This window comes from Desulfurobacterium indicum (assembly GCF_001968985.1).
In the GTDB taxonomy this organism is placed as follows: Bacteria; Aquificota; Aquificia; order Desulfurobacteriales; family Desulfurobacteriaceae; genus Desulfurobacterium_A; species Desulfurobacterium_A indicum.
Window position 1 is genome coordinate 1 of record NZ_MOEN01000008.1, and the last position, 24,340, is coordinate 24,340.

General features: G+C 39.2%; 26 protein-coding genes. 17 read left to right on the top strand and 9 right to left on the bottom strand.

Annotation, left to right across the window (positions count from 1 at the left end; translation table 11 throughout):
- Positions 1-82: 82 nt before the first annotated feature.
- Entirely contained in the window at positions 83-268 is a 186-nt protein-coding gene (locus BLW93_RS03080; RefSeq protein ID WP_342743758.1) for an aspartate/glutamate racemase family protein, read from the top strand.
- Here the strand turns inward: BLW93_RS03080 and dxr are convergent.
- The 9 genes from dxr to BLW93_RS03125 form a co-directional block, all read right to left on the bottom strand.
- On the bottom strand, positions 260-1,399 hold the full coding sequence (gene dxr, locus BLW93_RS03085) for a 1-deoxy-D-xylulose-5-phosphate reductoisomerase (RefSeq protein ID WP_076712648.1): 1,140 nt from the start codon (positions 1,397-1,399) through the stop codon (positions 260-262). The two genes, BLW93_RS03080 and dxr, sit on opposite strands and share 9 nt — an antisense overlap.
- The gene (hisS, locus tag BLW93_RS03090; RefSeq protein ID WP_076712649.1) at positions 1,399-2,631 is read right to left on the bottom strand and encodes a histidine--tRNA ligase; all 1,233 of its coding nucleotides are present in this window, start codon (positions 2,629-2,631) and stop codon (positions 1,399-1,401) included. Before hisS ends, dxr begins: the two co-directional genes overlap by 1 nt.
- Complete coding sequence (gene upp / locus BLW93_RS03095; RefSeq protein ID WP_076712650.1) at positions 2,621-3,274, bottom strand: uracil phosphoribosyltransferase; 654 nt, start codon at positions 3,272-3,274, stop codon at positions 2,621-2,623. The genes hisS and upp overlap by 11 nt, the downstream gene beginning before the upstream one ends.
- The gene (locus BLW93_RS03100) at positions 3,271-3,960 is read right to left on the bottom strand and encodes a YfgM family protein (protein WP_076712651.1); all 690 of its coding nucleotides are present in this window, start codon (positions 3,958-3,960) and stop codon (positions 3,271-3,273) included. Before BLW93_RS03100 ends, upp begins: the two co-directional genes overlap by 4 nt.
- Positions 3,941-4,609: a histidinol phosphate phosphatase domain-containing protein gene (locus tag BLW93_RS03105; RefSeq protein WP_076712652.1), complete on the bottom strand. Its 669-nt coding sequence runs from the start codon at positions 4,607-4,609 to the stop codon at positions 3,941-3,943. The genes BLW93_RS03100 and BLW93_RS03105 overlap by 20 nt, the downstream gene beginning before the upstream one ends.
- Positions 4,610-4,619: 10 nt before the next feature.
- Positions 4,620-5,159: an ATP-dependent protease subunit HslV gene (hslV, locus tag BLW93_RS03110; protein ID WP_076712653.1), complete on the bottom strand. Its 540-nt coding sequence runs from the start codon at positions 5,157-5,159 to the stop codon at positions 4,620-4,622.
- Positions 5,152-5,412 (bottom strand): hypothetical protein, encoded by a 261-nt coding sequence (locus tag BLW93_RS03115; protein WP_076712654.1) that lies wholly within the window; start codon positions 5,410-5,412, stop codon positions 5,152-5,154. The genes hslV and BLW93_RS03115 overlap by 8 nt, the downstream gene beginning before the upstream one ends.
- Positions 5,413-5,486: 74 nt before the next feature.
- Entirely contained in the window at positions 5,487-6,944 is a 1,458-nt protein-coding gene (locus BLW93_RS03120; RefSeq protein WP_076712655.1) for a TrkH family potassium uptake protein, read from the bottom strand.
- A gap of 4 nt (positions 6,945-6,948) precedes the next feature.
- Positions 6,949-8,241: an NAD-binding protein gene (locus BLW93_RS03125; RefSeq protein WP_076712656.1), complete on the bottom strand. Its 1,293-nt coding sequence runs from the start codon at positions 8,239-8,241 to the stop codon at positions 6,949-6,951.
- A 38-nt stretch (positions 8,242-8,279) separates the two neighbouring features.
- Between BLW93_RS03125 and murJ the strand changes: the two genes are divergently transcribed.
- From murJ to purB, 16 genes are all read left to right on the top strand, one after another.
- Entirely contained in the window at positions 8,280-9,797 is a 1,518-nt protein-coding gene (murJ, locus tag BLW93_RS03130) for a murein biosynthesis integral membrane protein MurJ (RefSeq protein WP_076712657.1), read from the top strand.
- Entirely contained in the window at positions 9,798-10,556 is a 759-nt protein-coding gene (lgt, locus tag BLW93_RS03135) for a prolipoprotein diacylglyceryl transferase (protein WP_076712658.1), read from the top strand.
- Positions 10,557-10,596: 40 nt separating this feature from the next.
- On the top strand, positions 10,597-11,514 hold the full coding sequence (locus BLW93_RS03140) for a branched-chain amino acid transaminase (protein ID WP_076712659.1): 918 nt from the start codon (positions 10,597-10,599) through the stop codon (positions 11,512-11,514).
- 95 nt (positions 11,515-11,609) lie between these two features.
- Complete coding sequence (locus BLW93_RS03145) at positions 11,610-12,452, top strand: nitrilase-related carbon-nitrogen hydrolase (protein ID WP_076712660.1); 843 nt, start codon at positions 11,610-11,612, stop codon at positions 12,450-12,452.
- Entirely contained in the window at positions 12,449-13,288 is an 840-nt protein-coding gene (locus tag BLW93_RS03150) for an NAD+ synthase (protein ID WP_078058103.1), read from the top strand. Before BLW93_RS03145 ends, BLW93_RS03150 begins: the two co-directional genes overlap by 4 nt.
- Positions 13,289-13,290: 2 nt before the next feature.
- On the top strand, positions 13,291-14,682 hold the full coding sequence (locus tag BLW93_RS03155) for a TldD/PmbA family protein (protein WP_076712661.1): 1,392 nt from the start codon (positions 13,291-13,293) through the stop codon (positions 14,680-14,682).
- Positions 14,683-14,747: 65 nt separating this feature from the next.
- Positions 14,748-14,945: a 50S ribosomal protein L35 gene (gene rpmI, locus BLW93_RS03160; protein ID WP_076712662.1), complete on the top strand. Its 198-nt coding sequence runs from the start codon at positions 14,748-14,750 to the stop codon at positions 14,943-14,945.
- A gap of 58 nt (positions 14,946-15,003) precedes the next feature.
- Entirely contained in the window at positions 15,004-15,351 is a 348-nt protein-coding gene (gene rplT / locus BLW93_RS03165) for a 50S ribosomal protein L20 (protein ID WP_076712663.1), read from the top strand.
- Between the two features lie 57 nt (positions 15,352-15,408).
- Positions 15,409-16,443, top strand: a complete 1,035-nt coding sequence (pheS, locus tag BLW93_RS03170; protein ID WP_076712664.1) for a phenylalanine--tRNA ligase subunit alpha — start codon at positions 15,409-15,411, stop codon at positions 16,441-16,443.
- The gene (gene pheT, locus BLW93_RS03175) at positions 16,440-18,827 is read left to right on the top strand and encodes a phenylalanine--tRNA ligase subunit beta (protein WP_076712665.1); all 2,388 of its coding nucleotides are present in this window, start codon (positions 16,440-16,442) and stop codon (positions 18,825-18,827) included. The genes pheS and pheT overlap by 4 nt, the downstream gene beginning before the upstream one ends.
- A gap of 13 nt (positions 18,828-18,840) precedes the next feature.
- Positions 18,841-19,140 carry a cell division protein ZapA gene (locus BLW93_RS03180; RefSeq protein ID WP_076712666.1) on the top strand — a complete coding sequence of 100 codons (300 nt, stop codon included), beginning with the start codon at positions 18,841-18,843 and terminating at the stop codon, positions 19,138-19,140.
- 35 nt (positions 19,141-19,175) lie between these two features.
- The gene (locus tag BLW93_RS03185) at positions 19,176-19,739 is read left to right on the top strand and encodes a 5-formyltetrahydrofolate cyclo-ligase (protein ID WP_076712667.1); all 564 of its coding nucleotides are present in this window, start codon (positions 19,176-19,178) and stop codon (positions 19,737-19,739) included.
- Positions 19,727-21,400: a ribonuclease Y gene (rny, locus tag BLW93_RS03190; protein WP_078058105.1), complete on the top strand. Its 1,674-nt coding sequence runs from the start codon at positions 19,727-19,729 to the stop codon at positions 21,398-21,400. The genes BLW93_RS03185 and rny overlap by 13 nt, the downstream gene beginning before the upstream one ends.
- An 11-nt stretch (positions 21,401-21,411) precedes the next feature.
- Positions 21,412-22,365: an Hsp33 family molecular chaperone HslO gene (gene hslO / locus BLW93_RS03195; RefSeq protein ID WP_076712668.1), complete on the top strand. Its 954-nt coding sequence runs from the start codon at positions 21,412-21,414 to the stop codon at positions 22,363-22,365.
- Between the two features lie 17 nt (positions 22,366-22,382).
- On the top strand, positions 22,383-22,970 hold the full coding sequence (locus BLW93_RS03200; protein WP_076712669.1) for a hypothetical protein: 588 nt from the start codon (positions 22,383-22,385) through the stop codon (positions 22,968-22,970).
- A gap of 32 nt (positions 22,971-23,002) precedes the next feature.
- Positions 23,003-24,322 carry an adenylosuccinate lyase gene (gene purB, locus BLW93_RS03205; protein ID WP_076712670.1) on the top strand — a complete coding sequence of 440 codons (1,320 nt, stop codon included), beginning with the start codon at positions 23,003-23,005 and terminating at the stop codon, positions 24,320-24,322.
- Positions 24,323-24,340: the final 18 nt, after the last annotated feature.

The following is a 24,340-nucleotide window of genomic DNA, read 5'->3' on the forward strand; positions in this document are numbered from 1 at the left end:
TGAGGCTAAGGAAGAACTTCAGGATATGTTCTCCAGGAGGTACTCCTAATGGTTTACACAAAATTATTGACACAACCGCATCATAAAAGAGAACTCAAAGAAAGAATACATCAGAATAATGGAAGAATTTATCGAAAACAAAGCTGAAGGAATTATTTTAGGATGCACGGAAATAGGCCTTTTGGTCAAAAATGGAGATGTTCCGGTGCTGCTTTTTGATACCACATTTATACATGCCGAAGCAGCAGTAAAAGAAGCTTTAAGCTAAAAAGCTCTGAACAACTTTTTCGGCGGTTTCTCTTGCCAGTTTATCAATGGAAACAACCTCTTCTATAGTTTCCGGAGAGGAAAGGTTAAGTATATCCATTGTTTTTTCTATAACTTCCGGAATCGCTGTAAAAGGAATTTTCCCTTTCAGAAAACTGTTAACCGCCACTTCATCAGCAGCATTTAAGATTATTGGATATGGATAACCTCTATCCAGAGCTTCAAAAGCAAGCCTCAAACATTTAAACGTTTTCAAATCAGGCTTTTCAAATGTAAGAGACATTTCGTAAAACTCCATTCCAAGATTGTCAGGAAGCGGCAATCTTTCAGGATAGGAAAGAGCATAAGCTATCGGAATTCTCATATCCGGTTTTCCCATCTGGGCTATAAAAGAGTTATCACAAAATCTCACCATAGAATGGACAATACTCTGAGGATGAACAACCACTTTTATCTTTTCAACAGGAACATCAAATAACCAAACAGCTTCAATAACTTCAAGTCCTTTATTCATAAGAGTCGCCGAATCTATTGTTACCTTATTACCCATATCCCAGTTTGGATGGGAAAGAGCATCTTCAGGCTTTACATCTTTTAACTCTTCAAGTTTTTTACCTCTAAAAGGGCCTCCGGAAGCTGTAAGAATAATCTCTTTTATCTCTTCTTTTTTTCCTGATAGAAGTGCTTGAAATATCGCAGAATGTTCACTATCAACAGGGACTAGCTCCTTTGCTACAGCTTTAATGAATTTACCAGCACAGACAAGAGACTCCTTGTTGGCAAGTGCCACCCTTTCTGCCTTTTTCGCAGATTCAAACGTCGGAATAATTCCGGAAGCTCCAGATATAGCAGCAACAACAATATCAAAATCAATATCCTGTATTAAAGATTTTATCCCTTCTTCTCCAGAATAAAAGTCAACACCTACAGGCGTCTCAAGTTCTCCTTCAAACAGAGCAACAGCTTCAGGATTAAACTTTTCCATCTGTTTTTTTAGCTTCTCACTGTTTTTCCCGGCAACAAGTCCTGTAACCTTAAACCTTTCAGGAAACTGTCTGATAATATCAAGTGTGTTCTCTCCGATTGAGCCTGTAGAACCTAAAATCAGAACCTTCTTTGTGCCATTTCCCATCAAAGCCTCGCTAACAATTCAGCAACAGATTCTATCCTTTCCTGCTTGCCGGTTTCAAAACACTTCAAAGAGTAAAAACCGCCCTCCAATTCTTCATCGCCTATGATAACTACATATTTTACGTTTAACTTATTGGCAAGCTTAAACTGAGATTTAAAACTACCTTGCCTATGATCTATCTCTGCATAGAATCCTTTATCTCTTAAAGTTTTAACAAGTTTAAGTCCCTCTAAATAGGCTTTTTCTCCTCCGGTTACGACAAAAAGACCTTTTCTCTCTTTCTCTTCATCAGGAAGGAGAAGCATTATTCTGTCAATACCCATTGCAAAACCGAGAGCCGGAACATCACCACCGCCGAGCTCTTTTATCAAATTATCGTAGCGACCACCTGCCAAAACGGTACTTTGAGCTCCTAAATTTTCAGATTTAAACTCAAAAACGGTTTTTGTATAGTAATCAAGACCTCTCACGATGAAAGGATTGTGAACAAAAGGAACATCAAGCTCTTTAAGTAAAACTTTAAGTCTCTCAAAATGTTCCCTGCACTCATTACAAAGATAATCTGTTATTAAAGGTACCTCTCTAACAACTTCTCTGCAGGACTCGTTTTTACAATCAAGAACTCTCAAGGGATTTCTTTCAAGTCTGCTCTGACAATCTTTACACAAACTCTCTTTTTTAGATGAGAGATACTCAATTAATGCTCTCCTGTAATTCGGTCTGCACCTTTCACATCCGATAGAGTTAATCTCAAGAGTAAACTTAACATCTAATGCTTTTAAAATTTCTGAAGCGAGAAGTATAACCTCCGCATCCGCTCCGGGAGAAGAAAGACCAAAAACTTCACATCCCGCCTGGAAAAACTGTCTATTCCTCCCAGCCTGAGGCCTTTCGTAACGAAACATAGGACCTATGTAAAACCACTTTGTAAAAGGTTCTTTCACATAAATACCGTGCTGAATGTAAGCCCTCACGGCAGAAGCTGTTCCTTCAGGTCTCAGAGCTATCTTTCTGCCACCCCTATCTTCAAAAACATACATCTCTTTCTGAACAATATCCGTTGTTTCTCCAACACTTCTTAAAAACAGCCCCGCTTCTTCAAAAACGGGAAGAATAACCTCTTTAAAACCGTAAACCTTTACCTTTTCTTTAAACGTCTCAGCAATTTTTTCAAATTTTTCACTTTTAGGCGGTATTACGTCCTCAACACCTCTAACCGTCTTAAATTCCATAATCCTCTACAACCTCCACCCCTTCCGTGTAACAAAACCTATCACCGGCATCACCAAGACCCGGCATAATATAACCTTTATCGTTCAAACATCTATCAATTGAAGCCGTGAAAATTTCAACGCCAGAAAACGCCTCAAGCTTTTCAATTCCTTCCGGTGCACTTACCAGAGAAACAAATTTTATCCTATCAGGTTTTACATTTAATCCCAAAAGCTTACCTATTACACATGCAGCCGTCCCGCCGGTAGCAAGCATGGGATCAAGAATAAAGTAAAAGGCATCTTTAACAACAGGCACTTTAAAGTAATATAGGTTTGGTTCCAGTGTTTCCTCATTCCGATAAACACCAGCAAATCCTATTCTTCCCCTTTCATAAAGCGAAATGGCAGGATGAAGCATCAAAAGCCCTGCTCTCAAAATGGGAACAAATACAATATCAACGTTCAGAACATCAGCTTTAACACCACTTTCAACAGGCGTATCTACAACAACCGAATCAACAGGAAGATTAGATAAAGCTTTTGATATCAAAACCGAAGTAAGTTTTTCTGCAGCTTTGCGAAAAGAAACACCATCACTTTTTCTATCTCTTAAAACAGTAAGAAGGGAAGATGTAAAGCTATTTTTAACCTCGGTTATCATTGAATAACTTCCCCTAAAACAGCCGTGTAGAAACTATTTTTATAATCTCCGCTCAAAATATCATAAGTCTCTTTCGCTTTATCCTTTTTACCATTTGAAAGGTAGTAGATTGTTAAGTAGTAAAGCCCGGCAGGATATGTCCAATCCTTATCCCTCGAAAGTGAGGCAAACTTTTGAACTGCCATTTCGCCCTTCCCGTCTTTCATCATAAAAATACCATCTTCCAACTTTGCAGCAGGAGAAAGCGTAAAGCTTTTAACGCCTTCTAACTTTTTAATATAAGATACATCATTTGCCAACTTTCCATACAGAAAAGCTCCTGCTTTCCCGGAAGGTGCAGAAAAATATTTATCGGCAGCCTCTTTAAAATACTTCTCGGCTTCTTTCTCATTGCCATTTTCGAGGGCAATCATTCCTCTATCAAAAATAGACGCTGCTTTCATCTCCAGACTATTTTTATACCATTTATAACCAAAATAACTTCCGCCTAAAATTACCAGAGCTGCAAGAACAGCGACAAACTTAGAAGCATGCTCCTGAAAAAATGCAACAACTTTATAAACATCATCAACCATCATCTCGGCTTCCGGAGTATCAACAGGAGCCGGTATATCAATGTGCTTTTCTATTTTTGCTTTCTTTTTCTTTTTATCTCTTCCGTAAGATTTATAAGGCGGCTTTTTCATTCCCCATTTTCCTCCTGACCATTTCCTCAGACGTTGCAAAAGCCATTTCTACCTCACGCATTGTAAGTCCTGCACCAAGACCAACTTTCATAGCGAAAGCTCTATCTATCAAATCGGAAGGTGCATGAGCATCAGTATTTATAACAAATCTAACACCAACTTCTCTACCAATTTTCACAACGTATCCATTGGTTATATTATGCCCTTTTCTTGCAGTTATCTCAATAGCTACACCATTTTTAGCCGCCATCTCAAGTATCTTCAAATCCACAAGTCCAGGATGAGCAAGAATATCGGCTCTACCCTCAATTGCTGCCAGATTTGTTCCCTCAGCCACCGGCTCGACTACTGTCTCACCGTGAACAACAACAACTTTAGCTCCTTCGTTTCTGCACTTCTCTATCAATTCCGGAATTTTAACAGGTGGAACATGAGTTATCTCCACACCAGGAAGAACAACTATGTTCGTATTTTCAGTGAGAATCTCAACTGTTTTTAGAAGATTTTCAATAATAAACTGATAATTGGAGTAATCTGCATGGTCAGTTATGGCTATCGCTCTGTAACCTAAAAACTCGGCACGCCGAACAAGTTCGGAAGGAATAAGCTCACCGTCACTAAAAACCGTATGAGTATGAAGATCTATCATTTCTTCCTCTTTAAGAAAGTTCTTCCACAACTATATTAACATTTGTATAGATACATATACTTCCAGCTATTTTTAGAGATTTTTCAACAATCTCTCTTGCCGACAAATTGGTATTCTCATAAAGGGCAGTAGCAGCCGCCTGAGCATAAGCACCACCTGAGCCTATCGCCATAACGGGAATGTCAGGCTCTATCACATCCCCATTACCAGAAATAAGTAGTATCCTACTCTTATCTGCAACAAGAAGCATCGCTTCAAGACGCCTCAAAACTCTATCGGTTCGCCAATCTTTTGCAAGCTCAACAGCAGACTTTAAAAGATTACCGCCGAAGGAAGTTAACTTGGATTCAAATCTCTCAAGAAGGGAAAAAGCATCGGCAACAGAACCGGCAAATCCAACCAGAACATTACCGTTATATATTTTCCTAACTTTTCTGGCACCGTTTTTAAACACAGTGTTTCCCAGAGTAACCTGACCATCACCGGCCATGGCTACTTTTCCATCCTTTATAACGGCACAGATAGTAGTACCGTGAAAAGTCTCACTCATAAAGACCTCCAGGATAATATCTTCTCCTTATCATACCTCCGACAAGCTGACCAACAACCGCCGTAGCAATAAGAATAGGAGCAAATTTTATACTGATTCCAAGCAAAATCCTGCAGGCTATTATAAACGGTATAGGAAGGTGAATGTATAGAAACCACTTTTTTGAAAACTTCTCCGTCGTTTCTCTCAACCAGCCAAAAGGTAAATTTAAAACAAGTGTGAGAAGAATCACAAAAAGCAATTTTTCAAACATGCTTTTTCCTCCTTTCAAATGTAGTTAGGGAAAAATTATTAACATTCCCTAACTATGTCAATTGCAACTCATTATCAATCTTTCCAAAAAGAAGGCATAAAGATCGCAAAAAGTGCAAATATCTCAAGTCTTCCAAGTATCATTTCTATGGAAAGCATGAACTTCTGCCAGTCGGCAAAAAAGTGATAGTTTCCGGCAGGACCTGTCTTTAAAAGGCCTGGACCGGAACAACTAGCGCAGGCAATTGAAGATGAAAATGCAGTTACAAGATCAGTGCCATTTAAACAAAGAAGGATTCCCACAATCACAGTAATAAATGTAAAAGCCGCTCCAAAAGCCCATATTGCATTAAGAGCAGAAAAATCAAGAGTTTTACCGTCCAGTTTAATCCTGTAAACAAGTCTTGGATGTGCAGTTTTTTTCAACTCACCATATATGGATTTTCCCAGAGCAACAAGTCTGAACTGTTTTAAACCACCTGCTGTTGAACCTGAAACACCGCCCAAAAACTCCAGAATAATAAGCACCGCTAAAACAAATGTCGGCCAATGAGTGTAATCCGTAGAAGAGAAACCTGTTGTAGATGCTGAGTTAATAACTTGAAATATACTGTATCTTAGAGCCTGAAGGGGATTATAAAATCCGTCAACAGTCAGAATAAAAGCACATAGAACAATGGCAATTCCAAGAATTGTAAAGTAAAGCTTGTTCTCTTCCGATTTAAAGAAAACCCTCCAGTTTTTTGTTCTGTAAAGGTGATACCAGTTAAGAAAATTAACAGAACCAAAAACCATAAACAGAGCAACTACCATCTCTATAAAAACACTGTGATAGCTCCCTATACTGCTGTTTTTAACGGAAAAACCACCGGTTGCTATCGTGCAAAACGCATGGTTAACGGCATCAAAAAGAGGCATTCCACCAATAACAAGAAGAAGAATTTCAGCAAGAATCAAACCGTTATAAATAACAAAGATTATTCTTGCGACCTCTTTCACTTTTGGCTTTAATTTCTCCTCTACTGCTTTAGAAGCCTCAAACTTCATCATTTGCATACCGCCAGAACCAAGGGCTGGCAAAAGTGCAATAGCAAAAACGACAAACCCAAGACCGCCAACCCAGTTTGTAGTGGAGCGCCAGAGCAGTAAACTTTTCGGCATAGCTTCCACATTTGTTAGTATGGAAGCTCCCGTTGTCGTAAAACCGGAAACAGATTCAAAGTAAGCCTCTATGAAGTCAGGAATAGCACCGTTTATCCAGTAAGCCATCGCCGAAATGGCGGGGAATATGAGCCATATGAGAGATATAGATAAAATCGCCTCTTTAAGTGTCAAATCATCTTTTACTTCTATCTGATAGGCAAGAAGATATATTGAACCTACAAGAAGAAACGGATAGATAAAATCCATAACCTGTCCATCACCTACAACCAGAGAATAAGTAGCCGGAATCAGAAGAGAAAGAGACATGTAGAAAAGAATTGAAACAACAACCTTAAAGACCACTACTAAATCAATACCCTTCACTTTCATCACACTACCTCTGCCTTATACATATAAGAATATCTCCTTTTTTAACAACAGTGTCTCCACCAACTACCTGAATATCATTATCCCTTTTAAGAGCAAGAACCAATGGACATTCTTTACACTTTATTTCAGCTATCTGTTTACCATCCCACTCTTCACCAACCCGCATTTCAAGAATCTCTATATTTTCTCTTAACTCAAAAACATCAAGAAGACTTTTACTGCTAAGAGTAGTATAGACACGGCTTGCCAGCAATTTCCTGGGAACTATAGGTGTATCAATGCCGATTGATTCTATGATGTTCTCATATTCGGAATGGGCTATTAAAGCGGCCGCTCTTTTTGCTCCCAACTTTTTGGCAAGAATACAAGAAAGAACGTTGTTCTCTTCGTCTTCTGTTATAGCTATCACCAAATCGGCTTTATCAATACCTTCCGATTTAAGAAGCTCAACATCCGTAACTTCACCGTGAAGAACATCAATATTCGGAAACTCTCCGGCTGTCTCTTCACATTTCTGTAAATCAGGTTCAACAAGCTTTATCTTCAATCCTTCAAAATCACTTATCCTTTTAAGAAGCTCAACCGTAAACTTTGAATACCCAAGTATAAAAGCAAGTTTAACTGGCTCGGCATTTTTAAGGAGATGTTCCTGAAACATCTTCACATCTTCTTCTTTTATTACGAAGAAAAGAGAATCTCCAGGATAAACTATTGTATCACCATCCGGAACAGTGACTTTTCCGTCTCTTTCCAAAGCGGCAATAGTAAACGGAATCAACCTTCTTAAAGCCTGAAGCTCTTTTATCTGCTTACCTGCGAAAATATCTTCAGAAGAAACCATATAATTCAAAAGAATTAATTTACCTTTCTCAAAACGCACAACCGAACGGGCAAACGGAAATCTAATAGTATCAATAATTTTTGTTATGACCTCTGTTAGAATGTTAACCGGTTCAACACCGAGTAATTCTTTAATCGGAGGAGCTGCAAAAGCATTTTTACTAACTCTTATAATTATCTTGTCTTTCTTGAAAAAAGACTTCAAAATTGCCGCTATCGCTATATTCCTTTCATCACTGTCTGTCACAACAATAAAAAGTTCAAAATCTTTTACCTTATCCAGACATCTAACTTCTGTAGCATCACAATCAATTCCCATTATGTCAAGAGTTGATGTTAAGTCTTCTATCTTGGCACCATTTTTATCTATAACTGCAATCTCATAACCTGAAACCGAAAGTTTTTTTGCAAGGGAGCTACCAACAACACCAGCACCTATGATACAAACCTTTTTCATCTTTCACCTCGACCAAAACTCTTATATAATTGCCTATTATGCCAGAAAATAAAAGTATAGGAAAATCATTTCTAATTGTAGCATTATCTATATTTTCAAGCAGAGTATTTGGCTTGCTAAGAGATGTCGTCATAGCATCAACTTTCGGTGCCGGACGGGCAACAGATGTATTTTTTGTAGCTTTCAGAATCCCAAACATGTTAAGAAGAGTATTTGCAGAAGGAGCATTCAGTTCAGCTTTTACGCCAGCTTTTGCAAAAAAACTCCAGATTAGCAAAGAAGAAGCCATAGAATTTGCCTCAAGATTCTTTTTTATTCTTTCAATATCTCTTATCACGGTCGTAATTATTGGAGAAATATTTGCCCCTCTAATAATAAAAGTTATAGCACCGGGATTTTCAGGAGAATTTGAAAAGCTTGCTATCTCTTTAACAAGAGAAATGTTCCCTTACATATTTCTGGTAAGCCTTGTAGCCTTTTTCGGCGGTATACTGAACGGATACGAGCATTTTTTTGCACCGGCTTTTTCCACAGTCCTTTTTAACATTTCGCTTATACTCTGTGCAATATTTTTGAAAAATAAGCTTAATATCCATGCACTCGCTCTCGGTGTTGTAATAGGTGGATTTTTGCAGGTGCTTCTTCAACTCTATTTCCTCAAAAGAGAGGCATTTGTTCCTAAACCAATACCGGAAATTGATGAAGATGTCAAAAAAGCACTAAAAAACATCATTCCGGGAATATTCGGATTCGGTGTAAGGCAACTTTCCATGCTGGCAGATACCATTATTGCCTCTTTTTTAGCTGCCGGTGCTATCTCCTATCTTTACTACGCAAACAGATTTGTTCAGTTACCTCTCGGAATATTCGCGATAGGCCTGTCTCAAGTGCTTCTTCCAAAACTTGCCAAAACATTCAAAGATGAAGATGCATTCAGGTATAACCTAACAATAGGACTCAGATTATGCGCAATGATAATAATCCCCTCAACCATAGGCCTTCTCTTTTTCGGGAAACCCCTGATTGATATAGTTTTTCACCACGGTAAATTTACAGTAAAAGATTTGAACGCAACCTACTATGTGCTGTGTGGATACGGAATCGGCCTTCTGTTTTATTCCTTTGAAAAAATCCTGGTAAACGCTTTCTACTCCCTTGACGATTACAGCTATCCTGTTAAAGTCGGAGCCGCAACCCTTATATTTAATATAATCGTGAACATAATCCTCTGTTTTGAACTTAACCTCGGAGCCGCAGGATTGGCTCTTGGCACGGCAATGACTTCTTTGCTAAATGTTGTTTTTTTAATAAGAAAACTTGAAAAAAACGTTTCTTTTATAGATAACTGGTTAAAAGGAAACTTCAAATACTTACTCTTATCTCTTCCCATAATTCCAGTTGCAATTTACGGCACAAGAATATACTTTCAGTTTGCGTCACCACCACTAAAAATTACAACCATAGCAGTAACCATATTAACAGCTGCGACTGTTTATTTTGCAACACTTGCTCTAACAGGTGACAAAATCGCGTTGAAATTAATAAGGAGGCAATAAATGCATCCAATACTTTTCAAGATAGGCCCCTTCACCGTCTACACTTTCGGCGTAATGGTAGCAATCGGTATCATCTGCGGGTACTTCATTTTAATTAAACTCGGAGAAAAAGAAGGAATAAACACAAATGATCTTTCAGATCTTATGATCTGGACTGTTATCTCCGGTTTTATTGGAGCGAGAATTTTCTTCTTCCTGTATAATCCACAATACCTTCATCCTATATGGAGAATATTTTATTTCTGGGAAGGTGGACTTGTCTGGTATGGCGGATTTTTATTCGGATTCATAACCGCTCTTTACCTTGCAAAAAAGAAAAACATTCCCATATGGAAAACAGCTGATATTGCAGTAATAGCCGGTGAAGTCGGACTTGGTTTTGGAAGAATAGGTTGCACGATGGCAGGATGCTGCTACGGTAAAGTTTGCCACTCACGATTTGCCATTGTGTTTAAAGACCCCCACTCAGCTGCACCTCTTAATATTCCTCTTTATCCAACAGAGCCTATATCTTCTGCGGCAAACTTCCTCATAGCCGGAATACTATATCTACTTTACAGGAGAAGAAAAGCACCAGGAGAAATATTTGGCTTTTACTTCATTCTTTACGGAATTTTTAGATTCCTGATTGAATTCTGGAGAGCAACACCAAAAACATATTTTGGCACTTTAAGCAATAACCAGATAATGAGTATCTTCATGATTATCCTGGGAATAGCACTGGTGATATATAGAAGGAAAGCCTTCAAAGAAGTATAATTGATTTCTCAAGGAAAAACTCAAAACTGGAGGAGAAAAAATGGCTCAACGCTATGCCTACTTTGAAGGTAAATTCGTTCCAATAGAAGAAGCAAACATAAATATTCAAACAAACTCTTTTCACTACGGAACAGCCGTTTTTGAAGGAATCAGAGCATATTGGAACGAAGAAAAGCAACAACTTTTCGGTTTATTTTTTAAAGAACACTATGAAAGAATGCTGGCAAACTGCAAAATACTGAATTTTCAGGTGAATAAGACTGTCGATGAACTTGTTGATATAACCGTTGAACTTCTTAGAAAATGCGAACACAAAGAAAACGTCTACATAAGACCAATCGTTTACTTCCCTAACCTTCAAATTTCACCAAAACTCATAGGCTATGACACCGAACTGGCAATTTACACCGTTCCACTTGGCGATTACCTTGATACAAAAAAAGGATTAAAAGTTATCACATCATCTTTCCACAGAATTAACGACTCTATGATTCCTGCAAGATGCAAAGTTGCAGGAGCTTATGTAAACAGTGCTTTTGCAAAAACAGAAGCAATCAGAGCCGGTGCAGACGAAGCAATAATGCTCAACCCTGACGGAACAGTTGCGGAAGGAAGCGCGGAAAACCTGTTCATTATAAGAAACGGCGTTGCAATAACTACACCTTCATACAGCAACATTCTTGAAGGAATTACAAGAAACGCAATAATAAAACTTCTAAAAGAAGAATTAGGTGTTCCTGTGGAAGTAAGACCAATGCTAAGAAGCGAACTTTACATAGCAGACGAAGCCTTCTTTACAGGAACAGGAGCACAGGTTGCACCAATTGCAGAGATAGACGGAAGAATTATCGGAACTGGAGAAGTCGGAGAGATAACCTCAAAACTTCAAGACCTTTACTTCAATATAGTGAAAGGCAACGTTAGTAAATATAGCGATTGGCTCATTCCTATATACTAAGAAAACGGGGCTACGCCCCGTTTCTATTTACATTGAAATTATCCTGTGTCTGCCTTAAAATAGTCTTGTAATTCAATTACCAACAGGCGGTGATTATGAAAGTTGCTGTTGTCCAAATAAACACTGTTTTGGGAAACTTAGAAAAGAATATAGAAAAAATCTGCCAGTTCGTAGAGAAATGCATAGAAAAAGGAGTAAGTATCTGCCTGTTTCCAGAACTTTCTATGACAGGTTACTACCTTCAAGACATAACATCTGAAATAGCAATAAAACCGGACGATGAAAGACTATCACCTTTAAAAAGACTGAGCAGACACATCGGAATAATAGTTGGCGGTATAGAAGAGTCAGAAGAACATATCCTTTATAACTCTGCTTTCTTTATAGAAGATGGAGAAGTAAAACACATACACAGAAAAGTTTATCTGCCGACATACGGGATGTTTGATGAAGCCCGCTTTGTCGGTGCAGGAAATAAGTTTGAAACTTTCGCTATGTGTGGCTTTAAATCAACAATTCTCATATGTGAAGACTGCTGGCATTTCTCTTCCATTTATATACCATTTCTAAAAGGAACAAAACTTATATTTGTCCAATCTGCCAGCCCCGGCAGGGGCTATAGAGAAAACCGCATGTTCGGCAACTCAAAGATATGGAAAAATATGGGAGAATTTTACTCCCGGCTTACAGGCTCATACTTTATCTATGCAAACAGAGTCGGTGTTGAAGACGGATTCGTTTTCTCAGGAAACTCATTTATATGCGATCCCTATGGTAACATCGTGAATGAAGGAACAACATTTGAAGAAGAAATAATTACTGCCGACATAGAACCATCTTTGATACGTTCTGCAAGAATAAATCTTCCTCTGCTGAGAGACGAGAAACCCTGGTTAATTGAAAAAGAACTAAAAGCCTTTCTGGAAGGAAAAAAATGAAAGAAAAACTAATAGAAATTTTAAAGATAAAAGACAAAAAATTCATCATGAACGTCCTTACCACTTTCATAAAACAAGAAATAGAAAAAGCGGGATTTAAAAAAGCCGTTATCGGCGTAAGCGGCGGCGTTGACTCTGCCCTTTCTGCATTTTTGACGGTAAAAGCCCTCGGTAAAGATAACGTCATACTGATATCAATGCCTTATAAAGAAAGCTCTAAATCTTCAGTTGAAGACGCCAGACTGGTGGGAGAAGTTCTCGGTGCAGAATTTCACGAAATAGACATAACACCTCAAATAGATGCATACTTCAAAAGATTTCCTGAAGCATCAAAACTAAGACGCGGTAATAAAATGGCCAGAGAGAGAATGTCTATTCTCTACGACCTTGCTTACGACAGCAATGCCCTTGTTATAGGAACAAGCAACAAAAGTGAACTCTTAATAGGCTATTCTACTCGCTGGGGAGACAACGCACACGACATCAATCCACTCGGCGACCTTTACAAAACACAGGTGTGGGAACTGGCCGAATATATCGGTGTCCCTGAAAGAATAGTTAAAAAGAAACCCTCCGCAGACCTATGGCCGGGACAAACAGACGAAGGAGAAATAGGCTTTTCATACTATCTACTTGATCAGATATTAGTTGCATACGTTGACCTGAAGATTAAAAAGGAAGAAATTATAGCCTTCGGATATGAGCCTGAAATAGTAGAAAAGGTTATGAGAATGATTCAACGTTCACAATACAAGAGAAAATTACCAATTATATGCAAAATAGCTCAGAGGACGGTAGACAAAGACTTCCTCTATTTCAGAGATTGGGGGATATAGTTATGTTAGTTGATTTCAAGGAGCTTGGCGAATTTGGTGTTAGGGAACTGCTTAAACGCGGTGCCGACTTTGCTGATCTGTTTTTTGAAAAGAAATTTACATTCGTTGCAAAGTGTGAAGAGAATCGTATTGAGAATATATCCAACGGAATAGAAATTGGCGTTGGGATTAGAATGATAAAAAACGGTAAAACTTACTACGGTTTTACCAACGAGATAACCCAAAAATCTATTCTTTCTGTAATAGAAAATCTGGCAATAGCATCAACGTCTGAAAAAGAAATATCACTTGATATGAGAATCAAAGACAAAAGATATCCGGAAATAGTTGACGGAGAAATAGACTTTACCATACCCGTAGAAAATAAAATTATGCTCTTAAGAAGAGCCAATTACAGAGCAAGAGAATGTGGAGACAGAATCAAACAGGTAACGGTAATGCTGAAAGACTCTATTCAAGAAGTTGTAATTGTCAACTCTCTCGGAAATATCGTTGAGGATGTAAGACCAAGAGTTGTATTCTACGTTCTTGTCGTGGCATCCGATGGAAGAACTCTTCAAACAGGTTATGAACCTGTCGGCCATCTCGGTGATTACTCCATTTTTGAGAAAATAACACCGGAAGACATCGCCCTGAAAGCAGCCGAAAGAGCCATAAAGATGCTCTCCGCAAAACCGGCTCCTGCCGGAACGTTTCCGGTAGTGATATCTTCAAAAGCAGGCGGAACGATGGTTCACGAAGCCGTAGGTCACGGACTCGAAGCAGACCTTGCAAACCAGGGACTTTCAGTCTATTCAGGCAAAATCGGAGAAAAAGTGGCCTCTGACCTTGTAACCGTTGTTGACGACGGAACGCTCAAAGGGAAATACGGCTCTTCAGGATATGACGACGAAGGAGTAGCAACGGCAAAAAACGTCCTGATAGAAAACGGAATCCTCAAGGGATTTATGTATGATTATCTTCAAGCGAGCAAAGCAAACCAAAACCCGACAGGCAACGGAAGAAGAGAGTCATACATGCATGTGCCCATCCCGAGAATGACAAACACCTTTATAGCACCGGGGCACGACGATCCGGAAGACATTATCAATGACACAAAAGAAGGAATCTTAGTTGTAAAAATGGGTGGCGGCCAGGTTAACACAATAAACGGAGACTTTGTATTTGAAATTTCTGAAGGATATATGATAGAAAACGGAAAGGTAACACATCCAATAAAAGGTGCATCACTAATAGGAAACGGACCCGCTGTTCTTCAAAACATAGATGCGGTTGGAAACGATCTCGGATTTGCCATAGGAACCTGCGGAAAGGACGGACAGGGAGTTCCCGTTTCAGATGCACTACCAACAATCAGGATAAAAGAGATGACAGTAGGCGGAACTAAAAGCTGACACTTGAAATATCAACGTAAGAGTATATAATTACTACCGTTTAACTTTCGAAGGAGGCGATTGGCATGCCAAAGATTAAAACACGCAGGTCAGCAGCCAAGAGAGTAAAGATAACTGCTACCGGAAAGGTGAAGCACTGGCATCCTAACAAGGGCCACATCCTCACCAAGAAAAGTAGAAAGAGAAAGAGAAGACTCAGAAAGGCAGATTACCTCACAGGTGCTCAGGCTGCAAACTACAGAGAGTTAGTGCTCTACAAGTAAGTGATGCAACCGGGCATAAGCCAGAAGGCGCCCGTAGCTCGCTAAAAGGAGGAAAAAGATGAGAGTAAAGACAAGCCCAAGGAAGTACAGAAGGAAAAAGCTTAAAAAGCTAACCAAAGGTTACTTCGGTGCAAAGCACAAACTTTACAGAACAATGAAAATCCAGGTAATGAAATCCCTCTTCTACGCTTACAGACACAGAAGAGAAAGAAAGAGAGAATTCAGAAGACTCTGGATCGCAAGAATTAACGCTGCAGTAAGACAGTTTGACCTTAACTATAGCAGATTCATCAACGGTCTAAAAAAAGCTGGCATAGAGCTTGACAGAAAAGTCCTTGCGGACATTGCCGTTAGAGATCCGGAAGGCTTCAAAGCCTTAGTTGAAAAAGTTAAAGCTGCTCTTTAAATTTGGCGGGGAAGGCTCTTTCTTCCCCCTTAAATTTTATTCAGGATAGAGGGGAAAATGAACCTTGAAACACTTAAAGAACTTAAATCAAAATTTATAGAAGAACTCTCAAAAATAGAAAATCTAAAAAATCTTAATGAATTAAGAGTCAAATATATTGGAAGAAAGGGAGAAGTAACATCTCTCCTAAAAAGAATTCCGGAACTTCCCCCTGAAGAGAGAAAATCATTCGGAAAAGCCTGTAACGAACTAAAAAAAGAGATAGAATCACTGCTCCAAAACAAAATAAACGAACTTAAAGCAAAAGAAAAAGAAGAGAGGTTAAAAAAAGAGTTTATTGACATAACCCTTCCCGGAAGAAAAATTCCTTCAGGAGCCCTCCACCCTATAACAAAAACTCTGGCAGAAATAACAAAAATATTTACATCTATGGGCTTTGCTATTGCAAGCGGTCCTGAAATAGAAACTGACTTTTATAATTTTGAAGCTCTCAACATACCTAAAGGTCACCCTGCAAGAGAGATGCAGGACACCTTTTACATAAAAGATGAAGTTGTTCTAAGAACCCACACTTCACCTGTCCAGATCAGAGTAATGGAATCCACAAATCCACCGATACAGATAATAGCTCCTGGAAAAGTTTATAGAAAAGATGCAGACCTAACACACACCCCTATGTTCCATCAGGTTGAAGGACTCATGGTTGATACATCAGTAACATTTGCAGACTTAAAAGGTGTTCTTGAACTTTTCTTGAGAGAATTCTTCGGTTCTGAAACAAAAGTTAGATTTAGACCAAGCTTCTTTCCATTTACAGAACCAAGTGCCGAAGTGGATATTGGCTGTGTAATATGCGGCGGCAAGGGCTGTAAGGTATGTAAAGGAACAGGATGGCTTGAAGTTCTTGGCTGCGGAATGGTTGATCCTGCAGTATTCAAGGCTGTAAACATTAATCCTGAAGTCTACCAGGGGTTTGCTTTCGGAATGGGCGTTGAAAGGCTAACGATGCTTAAATACGGAATAGATGACCTAAGACTTTTCTTTGAAAACGATCTAAGATTTATAAAACAGTTCAAAGGGTTGGAAGTATGAGAATAACATATAACTGGTTAAAAGAGTTCATAGACATTGACGACCTATCTCCGCAGGAAGTTGCGGACATCATGACCGACATAGGAATAGAGGTTGACTCTGTTACTTATGCCGGAAAAGACATAGAAAAAGTAGTAATAGGAAAAATACTAACCATTGAAAAGCATCCAAACGCCGACAAGCTAAAAATCTGTCAGGTTGATGTTGGAGACACTGTTCTTCAAATCGTAACAGGTGCCGACAATATATTTGAAGGCGCTATTATCCCGGTAGCTCTTCACGGCTCAAAACTGCCGATAGGTATAAGAATTAAAAAAAGCAAGCTGAGAGGCGTAGAATCAAACGGGATGCTATGCTCAGAGGAGGAACTGGGTCTCACCACTCACTCCGAAGGTATAATGATTCTTCCTGAAAATGCAGGACTTCAGATCGGCGAAGACGCAGTAAAAGCTTTAGGTCTTGATGACTGGATAATTGAATACGAAATAACAACCAACCGCCCGGACGCTCTAAGTATACTTGGTATTGCAAGAGAACTTAAAAGCGTATTGGGCAGAGAAGTTGTACTGCCAGAAACTTCTTTCTCAACCATTGATGAAAATGCTTTAGACGCTCTTACACTTTCAGTGAAAGACGAAGTTGCCTGCCCCAGATACGACGGATTCGTTGCAAGAAACGTAAAAGTCAAACAGTCACCTCTTTTTATGCAGATGAGACTTTACAAGGTAGGTTTAAGACCTATTAACAATGTCGTTGATATAACAAATTACGTCCTATACGAAGTAGGACAACCTATGCACGCTTTTGATGCCGACAAGCTAAAAGAAAACACTATAATTGTTAGAAAAGCAAAAGATGGTGAAACTATCGTAACTCTTGACGGTGTTGAAAGGAAGCTCTCCTCCGAAGACCTTGTAATAGCAGACGCAGAAAAACCTGTAGCCCTTGCAGGTATAATGGGTGGCGAAGATTCAGGAGTAACTTTCAATACGGAAAGAATTGTCCTTGAAAGTGCTCACTTTGAACCTTTAACAATCAGAAAAACGGCAAAGAGGCTCGGTATATCAACAGACGCATCTTATAGATTTGAAAGAGGCGCAGACATAGAAGCAACCATCTTTGCAGCGGAAAGGGCACTCTATCTCATCCAGAAGTACGCCGATGCTGAAATCTACTCCGGCGTCGTCGAATTTTATCCAAAACCTTACACACCAAAAGTAATTGTATTCAATCCGGAAAGAGTTAAAAAGCTTATTGGAGTTGATATTCCACCGAGGAAATCCTTCGAAATTCTTAACTCTTTGGGCTTCCCTGTTAAAAAAGAACAGGACTACATAATTGTAAAAGTCCCTTCATGGAGAAAGTATGATGTTTCAAGGGAAGTTGATCTTATAGAAGAAGTTGTCCGCATATACGGAATGAAAAAGATAGAAAGCACATACCCACTTATGCACTCAAACATAGAAAGGCCCCGTAGATTTGACAACATAATGAAAACGAAAGAGTTTTTATCTACAAAAGGACTGAACGAAGCAATAAACTACAGTTTCATCGGAAAGAAACTTTACGACGCCTTCGGCCTTGATTTTGAAAATCTCATCAAAATATCCAACCCCTTATCAGAAGAATGGGTTGGGATGAGGGATCTTTTAACGCCTTCTCTTGTCAACAACTGTGCTCAAAACGTCAAAAGAAACGAAAAGAACGTTGCGCTCTTTGAAGTCTCTGTCGTATTCAAAAACACAGGGAAAGAGCTTCCAGACGAAAAACTCCATGTCGCGTTTTTACTGTCAGGTAAACTTCCCGAAGACATATATAGAGAAAGGGACGTTGACTTTTACGATATCAAAGGCATCGCCGAAGAACTTATCGAATATTTCGGACTAAAAGCTGAATTTGAAAGAGCAGAAGAAAAGTTCCTTCACCCGGGACAATCTGCAAAAATTTTAGTAAACGGTGAAGAAATAGGATTTATAGGAAGAATCCATCCTGACGTTGAAGAAAAGATGGAAATAAAACAACCTGTTCATGCAGGTGAAATAGAACTTGAAAAGCTTTTCGAACTCACCAGTAGAGAGAAAAAAACCTTTAAAAAGCTTCCGAAATTTCCACCTGTAACAAGAGATATCGCCGTGCTTGCAGATAAAGAGGTTCCTGCAGCAAAAGTTGAAGAAATCATAAGAAAAGCAGCCGGAAAACTTCTTGAGAAAATAAAACTTTTTGATATTTACGAAGGAGAGAACATTCCGAAAGGCAAAAAAAGCCTAGCATTCTCACTTACATTCAGGTCTTCTCAAAAAACATTGTCAGATGAGGAAGTTTCTCGTATAATAGATAAAGTGATTAAAAAACTGGAAGAGTCCAACATCACCATAAGGGCATAAGAGGAAGTGGAAAGTGGCGAATTTGCCAAACACAGTTGAGATAATTGTCTCCGGCAGGAGATTTACCATAAGGACAGACAAAGATCCTGAATACGTGAAGCATCTTGGCATTAAGCTTGAGAAGATGCTGGAACGTATAAGGGCCGGCAATAATCGTATAACTTACGATAAAGCTTTAATAATAGCCTGCCTTTACCTGCTTGATGAGAATGAATCTCTCAGAGAACAGATAAGAGATCTTGGTATTGAAATCCAACGACTGCACGAAGAGGGTGCAAAGATTCTGATTAATTCAAGAAAGATAGCGCCTTAACTTTTCCCTTCCCCTTATGCCCCGAAAGGGGTAACATGAAAGAGAAGAAAGCAAAACTCAGACACAGAATCAGAGAGAAGCGGCTATTACTTAGTGCAAAAGAGATTGAGGAAAAGAGTAGGCTCATATGTGAAAAAATTTTGAACCTTCAAATCGTTAAAGAAAACTCAAGCTTTCTTCTCTACTACCCTTTCAAAAACGAAGTTTCACTATTGCCGCTTTTTGATGCATTGAAGAAAGCAGGCAAATCCGTGTCGTTTCCGAAAGTTTCAGGTAAAGAAATAGTCCCCGTGAAGGTTAACTCACTAAACGAATTATATCCGGGATACATGGGTATCCTTGAACCAAAAGAAACGGCAAACACCGAGAAACCATCCGTTGTTTTCGTACCCGGAATAGCATTTGACCTTAAATGTTACAGGTTAGGTTACGGAGGAGGATTTTACGATCGCTTTCTTTCCGGAGGTGAATACACCACAGTTGGAGTCTGTTTTGATTTCCAGATAGTTAAAAATTTACCTGTTGAGCCGTTTGACGTACCTGTAAATCTTGTAGTATCCGAAAAAAGAACGATAAGGAGGAAAGAATGGAACTATTAATGATAGTTGCACTATCAATAATTGCCGGATTCGGCACCGGTTTCGTCGTTGGAGCCAAAAAGGAAAAAGGCGAAATCGAAAGAATCAGAGAACAGATAAGAAACGAAGCTAAAGAAGAAGCTGAAAGACTCATAAAAAGGGCAAAAGAAGAAGCTGAAGATATAAAGAGAAAAGCTGAAACAATTCTCAAAGAAGCACAATCAAAAGTTGACGAGATAAGAAGAGAAGCCCTCCTACACGCAAAGGAGAAAGTTCAGCTTGAAAAAGAGAAAATAGAAGAAGAGTTAAAAGAGAAACGGAAAGAACTACAAGAGTTTGAGAAAAGACTCCTCAAGAGAGAAGAATTTCTCGATAAAAGAGAAACTTCTCTTGACAAAAGAGAAGAAAATCTGGACAGAAGAGCCGAATTTCTTGAAAGAGTCGAGAAAGAACTTGAAGAGAAAAAAGCCGAACTCCAGGAACTTGAAGAGAAACTTTCAGACAGAGAACTTGAGCTTGCAAGACTTATAGAAAGCGAAATACAGAAACTGGAAGAAATATCAGGCATGACAAAAGAAGAAGCAGAAGAAGAACTTCTAAGAAGGATGGAAGAGGAAATAAAAAGAGAACTTGCAGTAAGATACAAAAAAATGGAAGAAGAATTTGAATTCATGGCAGAAAGACGTGCCAGAAGAATCTTATCAACAGCCATACAGAGACTTGCAACGGAACACGTTGCAGAAACGACAGTTGCCGTGGTGGACCTTCCAAACAACGAAATGAAAGGAAGGATCATCGGTAGAGAAGGAAGAAACATAAGAGCATTCGAACTTGCAACCGGTGTTGACCTAATTATTGATGATACACCAGAAGCAGTTGCAATATCATGTTTCGATCCTGTAAGAAGAGAAGTAGCAAGAATTGCCCTTGAGAGACTTGTAGCAGACGGGAGAATACACCCTGCAAGAATTGAAGAAGTTGTTGAAAAAGTCAGAGAAGAAATAGAACAAGAGATCATCGCCACAGGTGAAGAAACCCTGTTTGAACTCGGTATCTCAAACGTTCATCCTGAACTCATAAAACTTCTGGGAAGCCTTAAATTCAGAACAAGCTATGGACAAAACGTTCTTCAACATGTAAAAGAAGTTGCATACCTTGCCTCAATGCTCGCTGCCGAAATAGGTGCCGATGTTGAATTAGCAAAAAGGGCAGGACTGTTCCACGATATCGGAAAGGCCGTTTCTCACGAAACGGAAGGCTCTCATGCAGCTGTTGGTGCCGAAATACTCAAAAGATACGGTGAACCGGACGAAGTAATCAACGCAGCAGCTTCTCACCACGGAGAAGTAGAAGCAAAATATGTAGAAGCCGTCCTTGCACAGGTTGGAGACGCACTATCAGCAGCAAGACCGGGAGCAAGAAGAGAAAGCCTTGAAGCTTACATCAAGAGAATAGAAAAGCTTGAAAGCATTGCAGAATCCTTCCCTGGCGTTTCAAAAGCCTTTGCTATCCAGGCAGGTAGAGAAGTCAGAATTATGGTCGAACACGATAAGATTACAGATGAAGAAGCAGCACTGCTTGCTCACCAGATAGCCAAGAGAATAGAAGAAGAAGTCCAGTATCCGGGACAAATTAAGATAACCGTAATCAGAGAGACACGAGCCGTAGATTACGCAAAGTAAAGAGGTGAAAAATGCTCAAGAGGTTAGATGAACAGGTAAAAAAAGATTTCAAAGAGTATTTTAAAGATAGAGATTACGGCGTAATTGCAGTAACCGAAGAAGATGCAATAAGAGTTTTTGCAATCAGGACAACAAACCTTACGGAAATAGCCCGTCTAAAACACGGGCTATTTCCTCTTTCAGCCGTAGTTTTAGGCAGAACAATGGCAGGAGTAATACTCCTTACAACGCTTATAAAACACGGAACAGACCAGAGAATTCTTCTGAGAATAGAAGGTGACGGACCGGCAGGGCTCGTTGTAGCCGAAGTAAACGGAAAAGGTGAGGTCAGAGGATTCATTCAGAATAAACATATAGAAACTGCAACAAAAGACGTAAACGGAAAAAAGAAATTTGACGTCAGAAGCGCAGTCGGCAAAGGAACATTAACGGTTATAAAGGATCTGGGACTAAAAACACCTTACGAAAGCTCTGTTCCTTTAATCTCAGGTGAAATAGCAGAAGACATAGCATACTACCTGCTCAAATCCGAACAGATACCGTCAGCAGTATCTCTCGGTGTTCTCATAGGAGAAGACGGAAAAGTTAAAGCTGCAGGCGGTTTTATCGTTCAGCCGCTGCCGGGAGCAAAAGAAGAGAGCATTGCAAAGATAGAAAAAACAGTTAAAAACCTCCCGCCGGTAACAGAAATGCTAACATCAGACAAAAGACCAGAAGATATTGTTGAAGAAGTATTGAAAGGTTTTGGCGTAAACGTCCTGGCATTGAAAGAACTTTCATTCAGATGCAGATGCTCAAAAGAAACAGCCATGCAAAGTCTGCTAATGCTTCCCGTCGAAGAGCTCGAAAAACTCATAGAAGAAGGAGGAGCAGAAATAACCTGTAACTTCTGTTCTACAGTCTATTATTTTACTCCCGAAGAGATAAAAAATGTTATAAAATTAAAAGAGACAGGAGATAATTAAACTGGATAGAGGGCTTTATGAAAACCATCGCTTTTCTCACTCTGGACATACCTTCTCTGCCGAAAGCCGATTTTCCGATAAACGTTGATTTCGAAGGTGATAAAGTCATAGTTCCGGCCAGCAAAATCATAAAGTTTATTGACACATCAAAAGGACTAAAGCTGATAGATCACCACAACAAAGTTCAGGTTTATGATATAAAAAATATTCAAGGAAATATTCTTGTAGTTGAAAAAGTTACCGTTTTCGAAAACAGAAGAAAATCGATAAGGCTCCCTTTTATAGGTAGATATAAAGGTTTTTTCGTATCTTCCATAAACGATGTTCCAGATATTTATAAGCTAAGAGACATCTCCTTTGAAGCGATTGCCGTCGAGACCGTAGGGGACTCAGTTCCTGTATTCCCTGAAAACAAGGAAATAAACGGCAGACTCTACTTTCCTGCAATGGGAATCAAATCGCCTGTTCTCCCTTTTTACATAATAAGAGCAGCAGAAAAACTCGCAGTATTTGGATTTGAAGGGAAAACAGAATTTGCAAAAGAACTCATGCTAAACCTTACCATAGAGCTTAAACATCTCCTCAAAAACGCCAAAATAACCTAACAAACAAAAACTCAAATAGATTCGGAGGTCAAATGATAGCACGCTACTCACTTCCAGAGATGAGCGCTGTTTGGGATTTGCAGAACAAATACAGAACATGGTTAAAAGTGGAAATTGCTGCAACAAAAGCCTGGGTTGAACTTGGCAAGATTCCGGAAGAAGCACTCAAAACAATCGAAGAAAAGACAAAAGACTATATAGAAGGCAAAAAAATTTTTGATATTAACAGAATAAACGAAATAGAATCTGTCACAAATCACGACGTCATAGCTTTCTTAACCTACATAAAAGAGATAGTCGGTGATGCTGCAAAATATCTTCACTTTGGCATGACATCTTCGGACATGCTTGACACCGCTTTCGCGCTCCAGATAAAAGAAGCAGGAGAAATACTTTTAAAAGACATAGACAAAATTCTGGAAGCGATAAAAAGAAGAGCCCTTGAACATAAATATACCATAATGATAGGAAGGACCCACGGCATTCATGCAGAGCCTATCACATTCGGCCTTAAACTGGCTATTTGGTATGAAGAGATGAAAAGAAATAGAGAAAGACTTGAAGCAGCCATAAAAAGGGCAGCCGTAGGTAAAATATCCGGCGCCGTGGGAACATACGCCAACATAGATCCAAGAGTTGAGGAAATAGCGTGCAGAGAACTTGGCATAGGTCACGCAAAAGTCTCAAACCAAGTGGTTCAAAGGGACAGACACGCCGAATTTTTAAACACATTAGGTCTCATAGCAAGTTCAATAGAACAGTTCGCAACAGAGATAAGACATCTTCAAAGAACGGAAGTTAGGGAGGTAGAAGAGCCTTTCAGGAAAGGGCAGAAAGGCTCCTCCGCGATGCCCCATAAAAGAAATCCTATCCTTTCAGAGAGACTCTGCGGACTTGCAAGAGTCGTAAGAAGCGCGTCCATTGTCGGTATGGAAAACATAGCACTCTGGCATGAAAGGGACATAAGCCACTCATCTACAGAAAGAACAAGCTTTGTAGATGCATGCATAGCTCTGGACTATATGCTTCAGAAGTTTGAATGGCTTATATCAAATCTAACAGTTTATCCTGAAAACATGATGAAAAACCTTAATCTATTAAAAGGTCTCGTCTTTTCTCAAAGAGTTCTACTTACACTGATAGAAAAGGGCGGATTAACAAGAGAAGAGGCTTACGCAATTGTTCAGGAAAATGCTATGAAAGTGTGGGCCGAAGGAGTTAAATTTAAAGAGCTATTAAAGAAAGATGAAAGAGTTAAAAAGGTTTTAACAGATGAAGAGATAGAAGACATTTTTGATCTTTCATACCACACAAAGCATGTTGACTATATCTTTAACAGAGTCTTCGGATAAAAACGGCGGCCTTAGGCC

Bases quoted from the DNA above. Each gene is read 5' to 3' on its own strand.
- dxr (WP_076712648.1), bottom strand. From the start codon at position 1,399: ATGGGAAATGGCACAAAGAAGGTTCTGATTTTAGGTTCTACAGGCTCA.
- hisS (WP_076712649.1), bottom strand. From the start codon at position 2,631: ATGGAATTTAAGACGGTTAGAGGTGTTGAGGACGTAATACCGCCTAAA.
- upp (WP_076712650.1), bottom strand. From the start codon at position 3,274: ATGATAACCGAGGTTAAAAATAGCTTTACATCTTCCCTTCTTACTGTT.
- BLW93_RS03100 (WP_076712651.1), bottom strand. From the start codon at position 3,960: ATGAAAAAGCCGCCTTATAAATCTTACGGAAGAGATAAAAAGAAAAAG.
- BLW93_RS03105 (WP_076712652.1), bottom strand. From the start codon at position 4,609: ATGATAGATCTTCATACTCATACGGTTTTTAGTGACGGTGAGCTTATT.
- hslV (WP_076712653.1), bottom strand. From the start codon at position 5,159: ATGAGTGAGACTTTTCACGGTACTACTATCTGTGCCGTTATAAAGGAT.
- BLW93_RS03115 (WP_076712654.1), bottom strand. From the start codon at position 5,412: ATGTTTGAAAAATTGCTTTTTGTGATTCTTCTCACACTTGTTTTAAAT.
- BLW93_RS03120 (WP_076712655.1), bottom strand. From the start codon at position 6,944: ATGAAAGTGAAGGGTATTGATTTAGTAGTGGTCTTTAAGGTTGTTGTT.
- BLW93_RS03125 (WP_076712656.1), bottom strand. From the start codon at position 8,241: ATGAAAAAGGTTTGTATCATAGGTGCTGGTGTTGTTGGTAGCTCCCTT.
- murJ (WP_076712657.1), top strand. From the start codon at position 8,280: ATGCCAGAAAATAAAAGTATAGGAAAATCATTTCTAATTGTAGCATTA.
- lgt (WP_076712658.1), top strand. From the start codon at position 9,798: ATGCATCCAATACTTTTCAAGATAGGCCCCTTCACCGTCTACACTTTC.
- BLW93_RS03140 (WP_076712659.1), top strand. From the start codon at position 10,597: ATGGCTCAACGCTATGCCTACTTTGAAGGTAAATTCGTTCCAATAGAA.
- BLW93_RS03145 (WP_076712660.1), top strand. From the start codon at position 11,610: ATGAAAGTTGCTGTTGTCCAAATAAACACTGTTTTGGGAAACTTAGAA.
- BLW93_RS03150 (WP_078058103.1), top strand. From the start codon at position 12,449: ATGAAAGAAAAACTAATAGAAATTTTAAAGATAAAAGACAAAAAATTC.
- BLW93_RS03155 (WP_076712661.1), top strand. From the start codon at position 13,291: ATGTTAGTTGATTTCAAGGAGCTTGGCGAATTTGGTGTTAGGGAACTG.
- rpmI (WP_076712662.1), top strand. From the start codon at position 14,748: ATGCCAAAGATTAAAACACGCAGGTCAGCAGCCAAGAGAGTAAAGATA.
- rplT (WP_076712663.1), top strand. From the start codon at position 15,004: ATGAGAGTAAAGACAAGCCCAAGGAAGTACAGAAGGAAAAAGCTTAAA.
- pheS (WP_076712664.1), top strand. From the start codon at position 15,409: ATGAACCTTGAAACACTTAAAGAACTTAAATCAAAATTTATAGAAGAA.
- pheT (WP_076712665.1), top strand. From the start codon at position 16,440: ATGAGAATAACATATAACTGGTTAAAAGAGTTCATAGACATTGACGAC.
- BLW93_RS03185 (WP_076712667.1), top strand. From the start codon at position 19,176: ATGAAAGAGAAGAAAGCAAAACTCAGACACAGAATCAGAGAGAAGCGG.
- rny (WP_078058105.1), top strand. From the start codon at position 19,727: ATGGAACTATTAATGATAGTTGCACTATCAATAATTGCCGGATTCGGC.
- hslO (WP_076712668.1), top strand. From the start codon at position 21,412: ATGCTCAAGAGGTTAGATGAACAGGTAAAAAAAGATTTCAAAGAGTAT.
- BLW93_RS03200 (WP_076712669.1), top strand. From the start codon at position 22,383: ATGAAAACCATCGCTTTTCTCACTCTGGACATACCTTCTCTGCCGAAA.
- purB (WP_076712670.1), top strand. From the start codon at position 23,003: ATGATAGCACGCTACTCACTTCCAGAGATGAGCGCTGTTTGGGATTTG.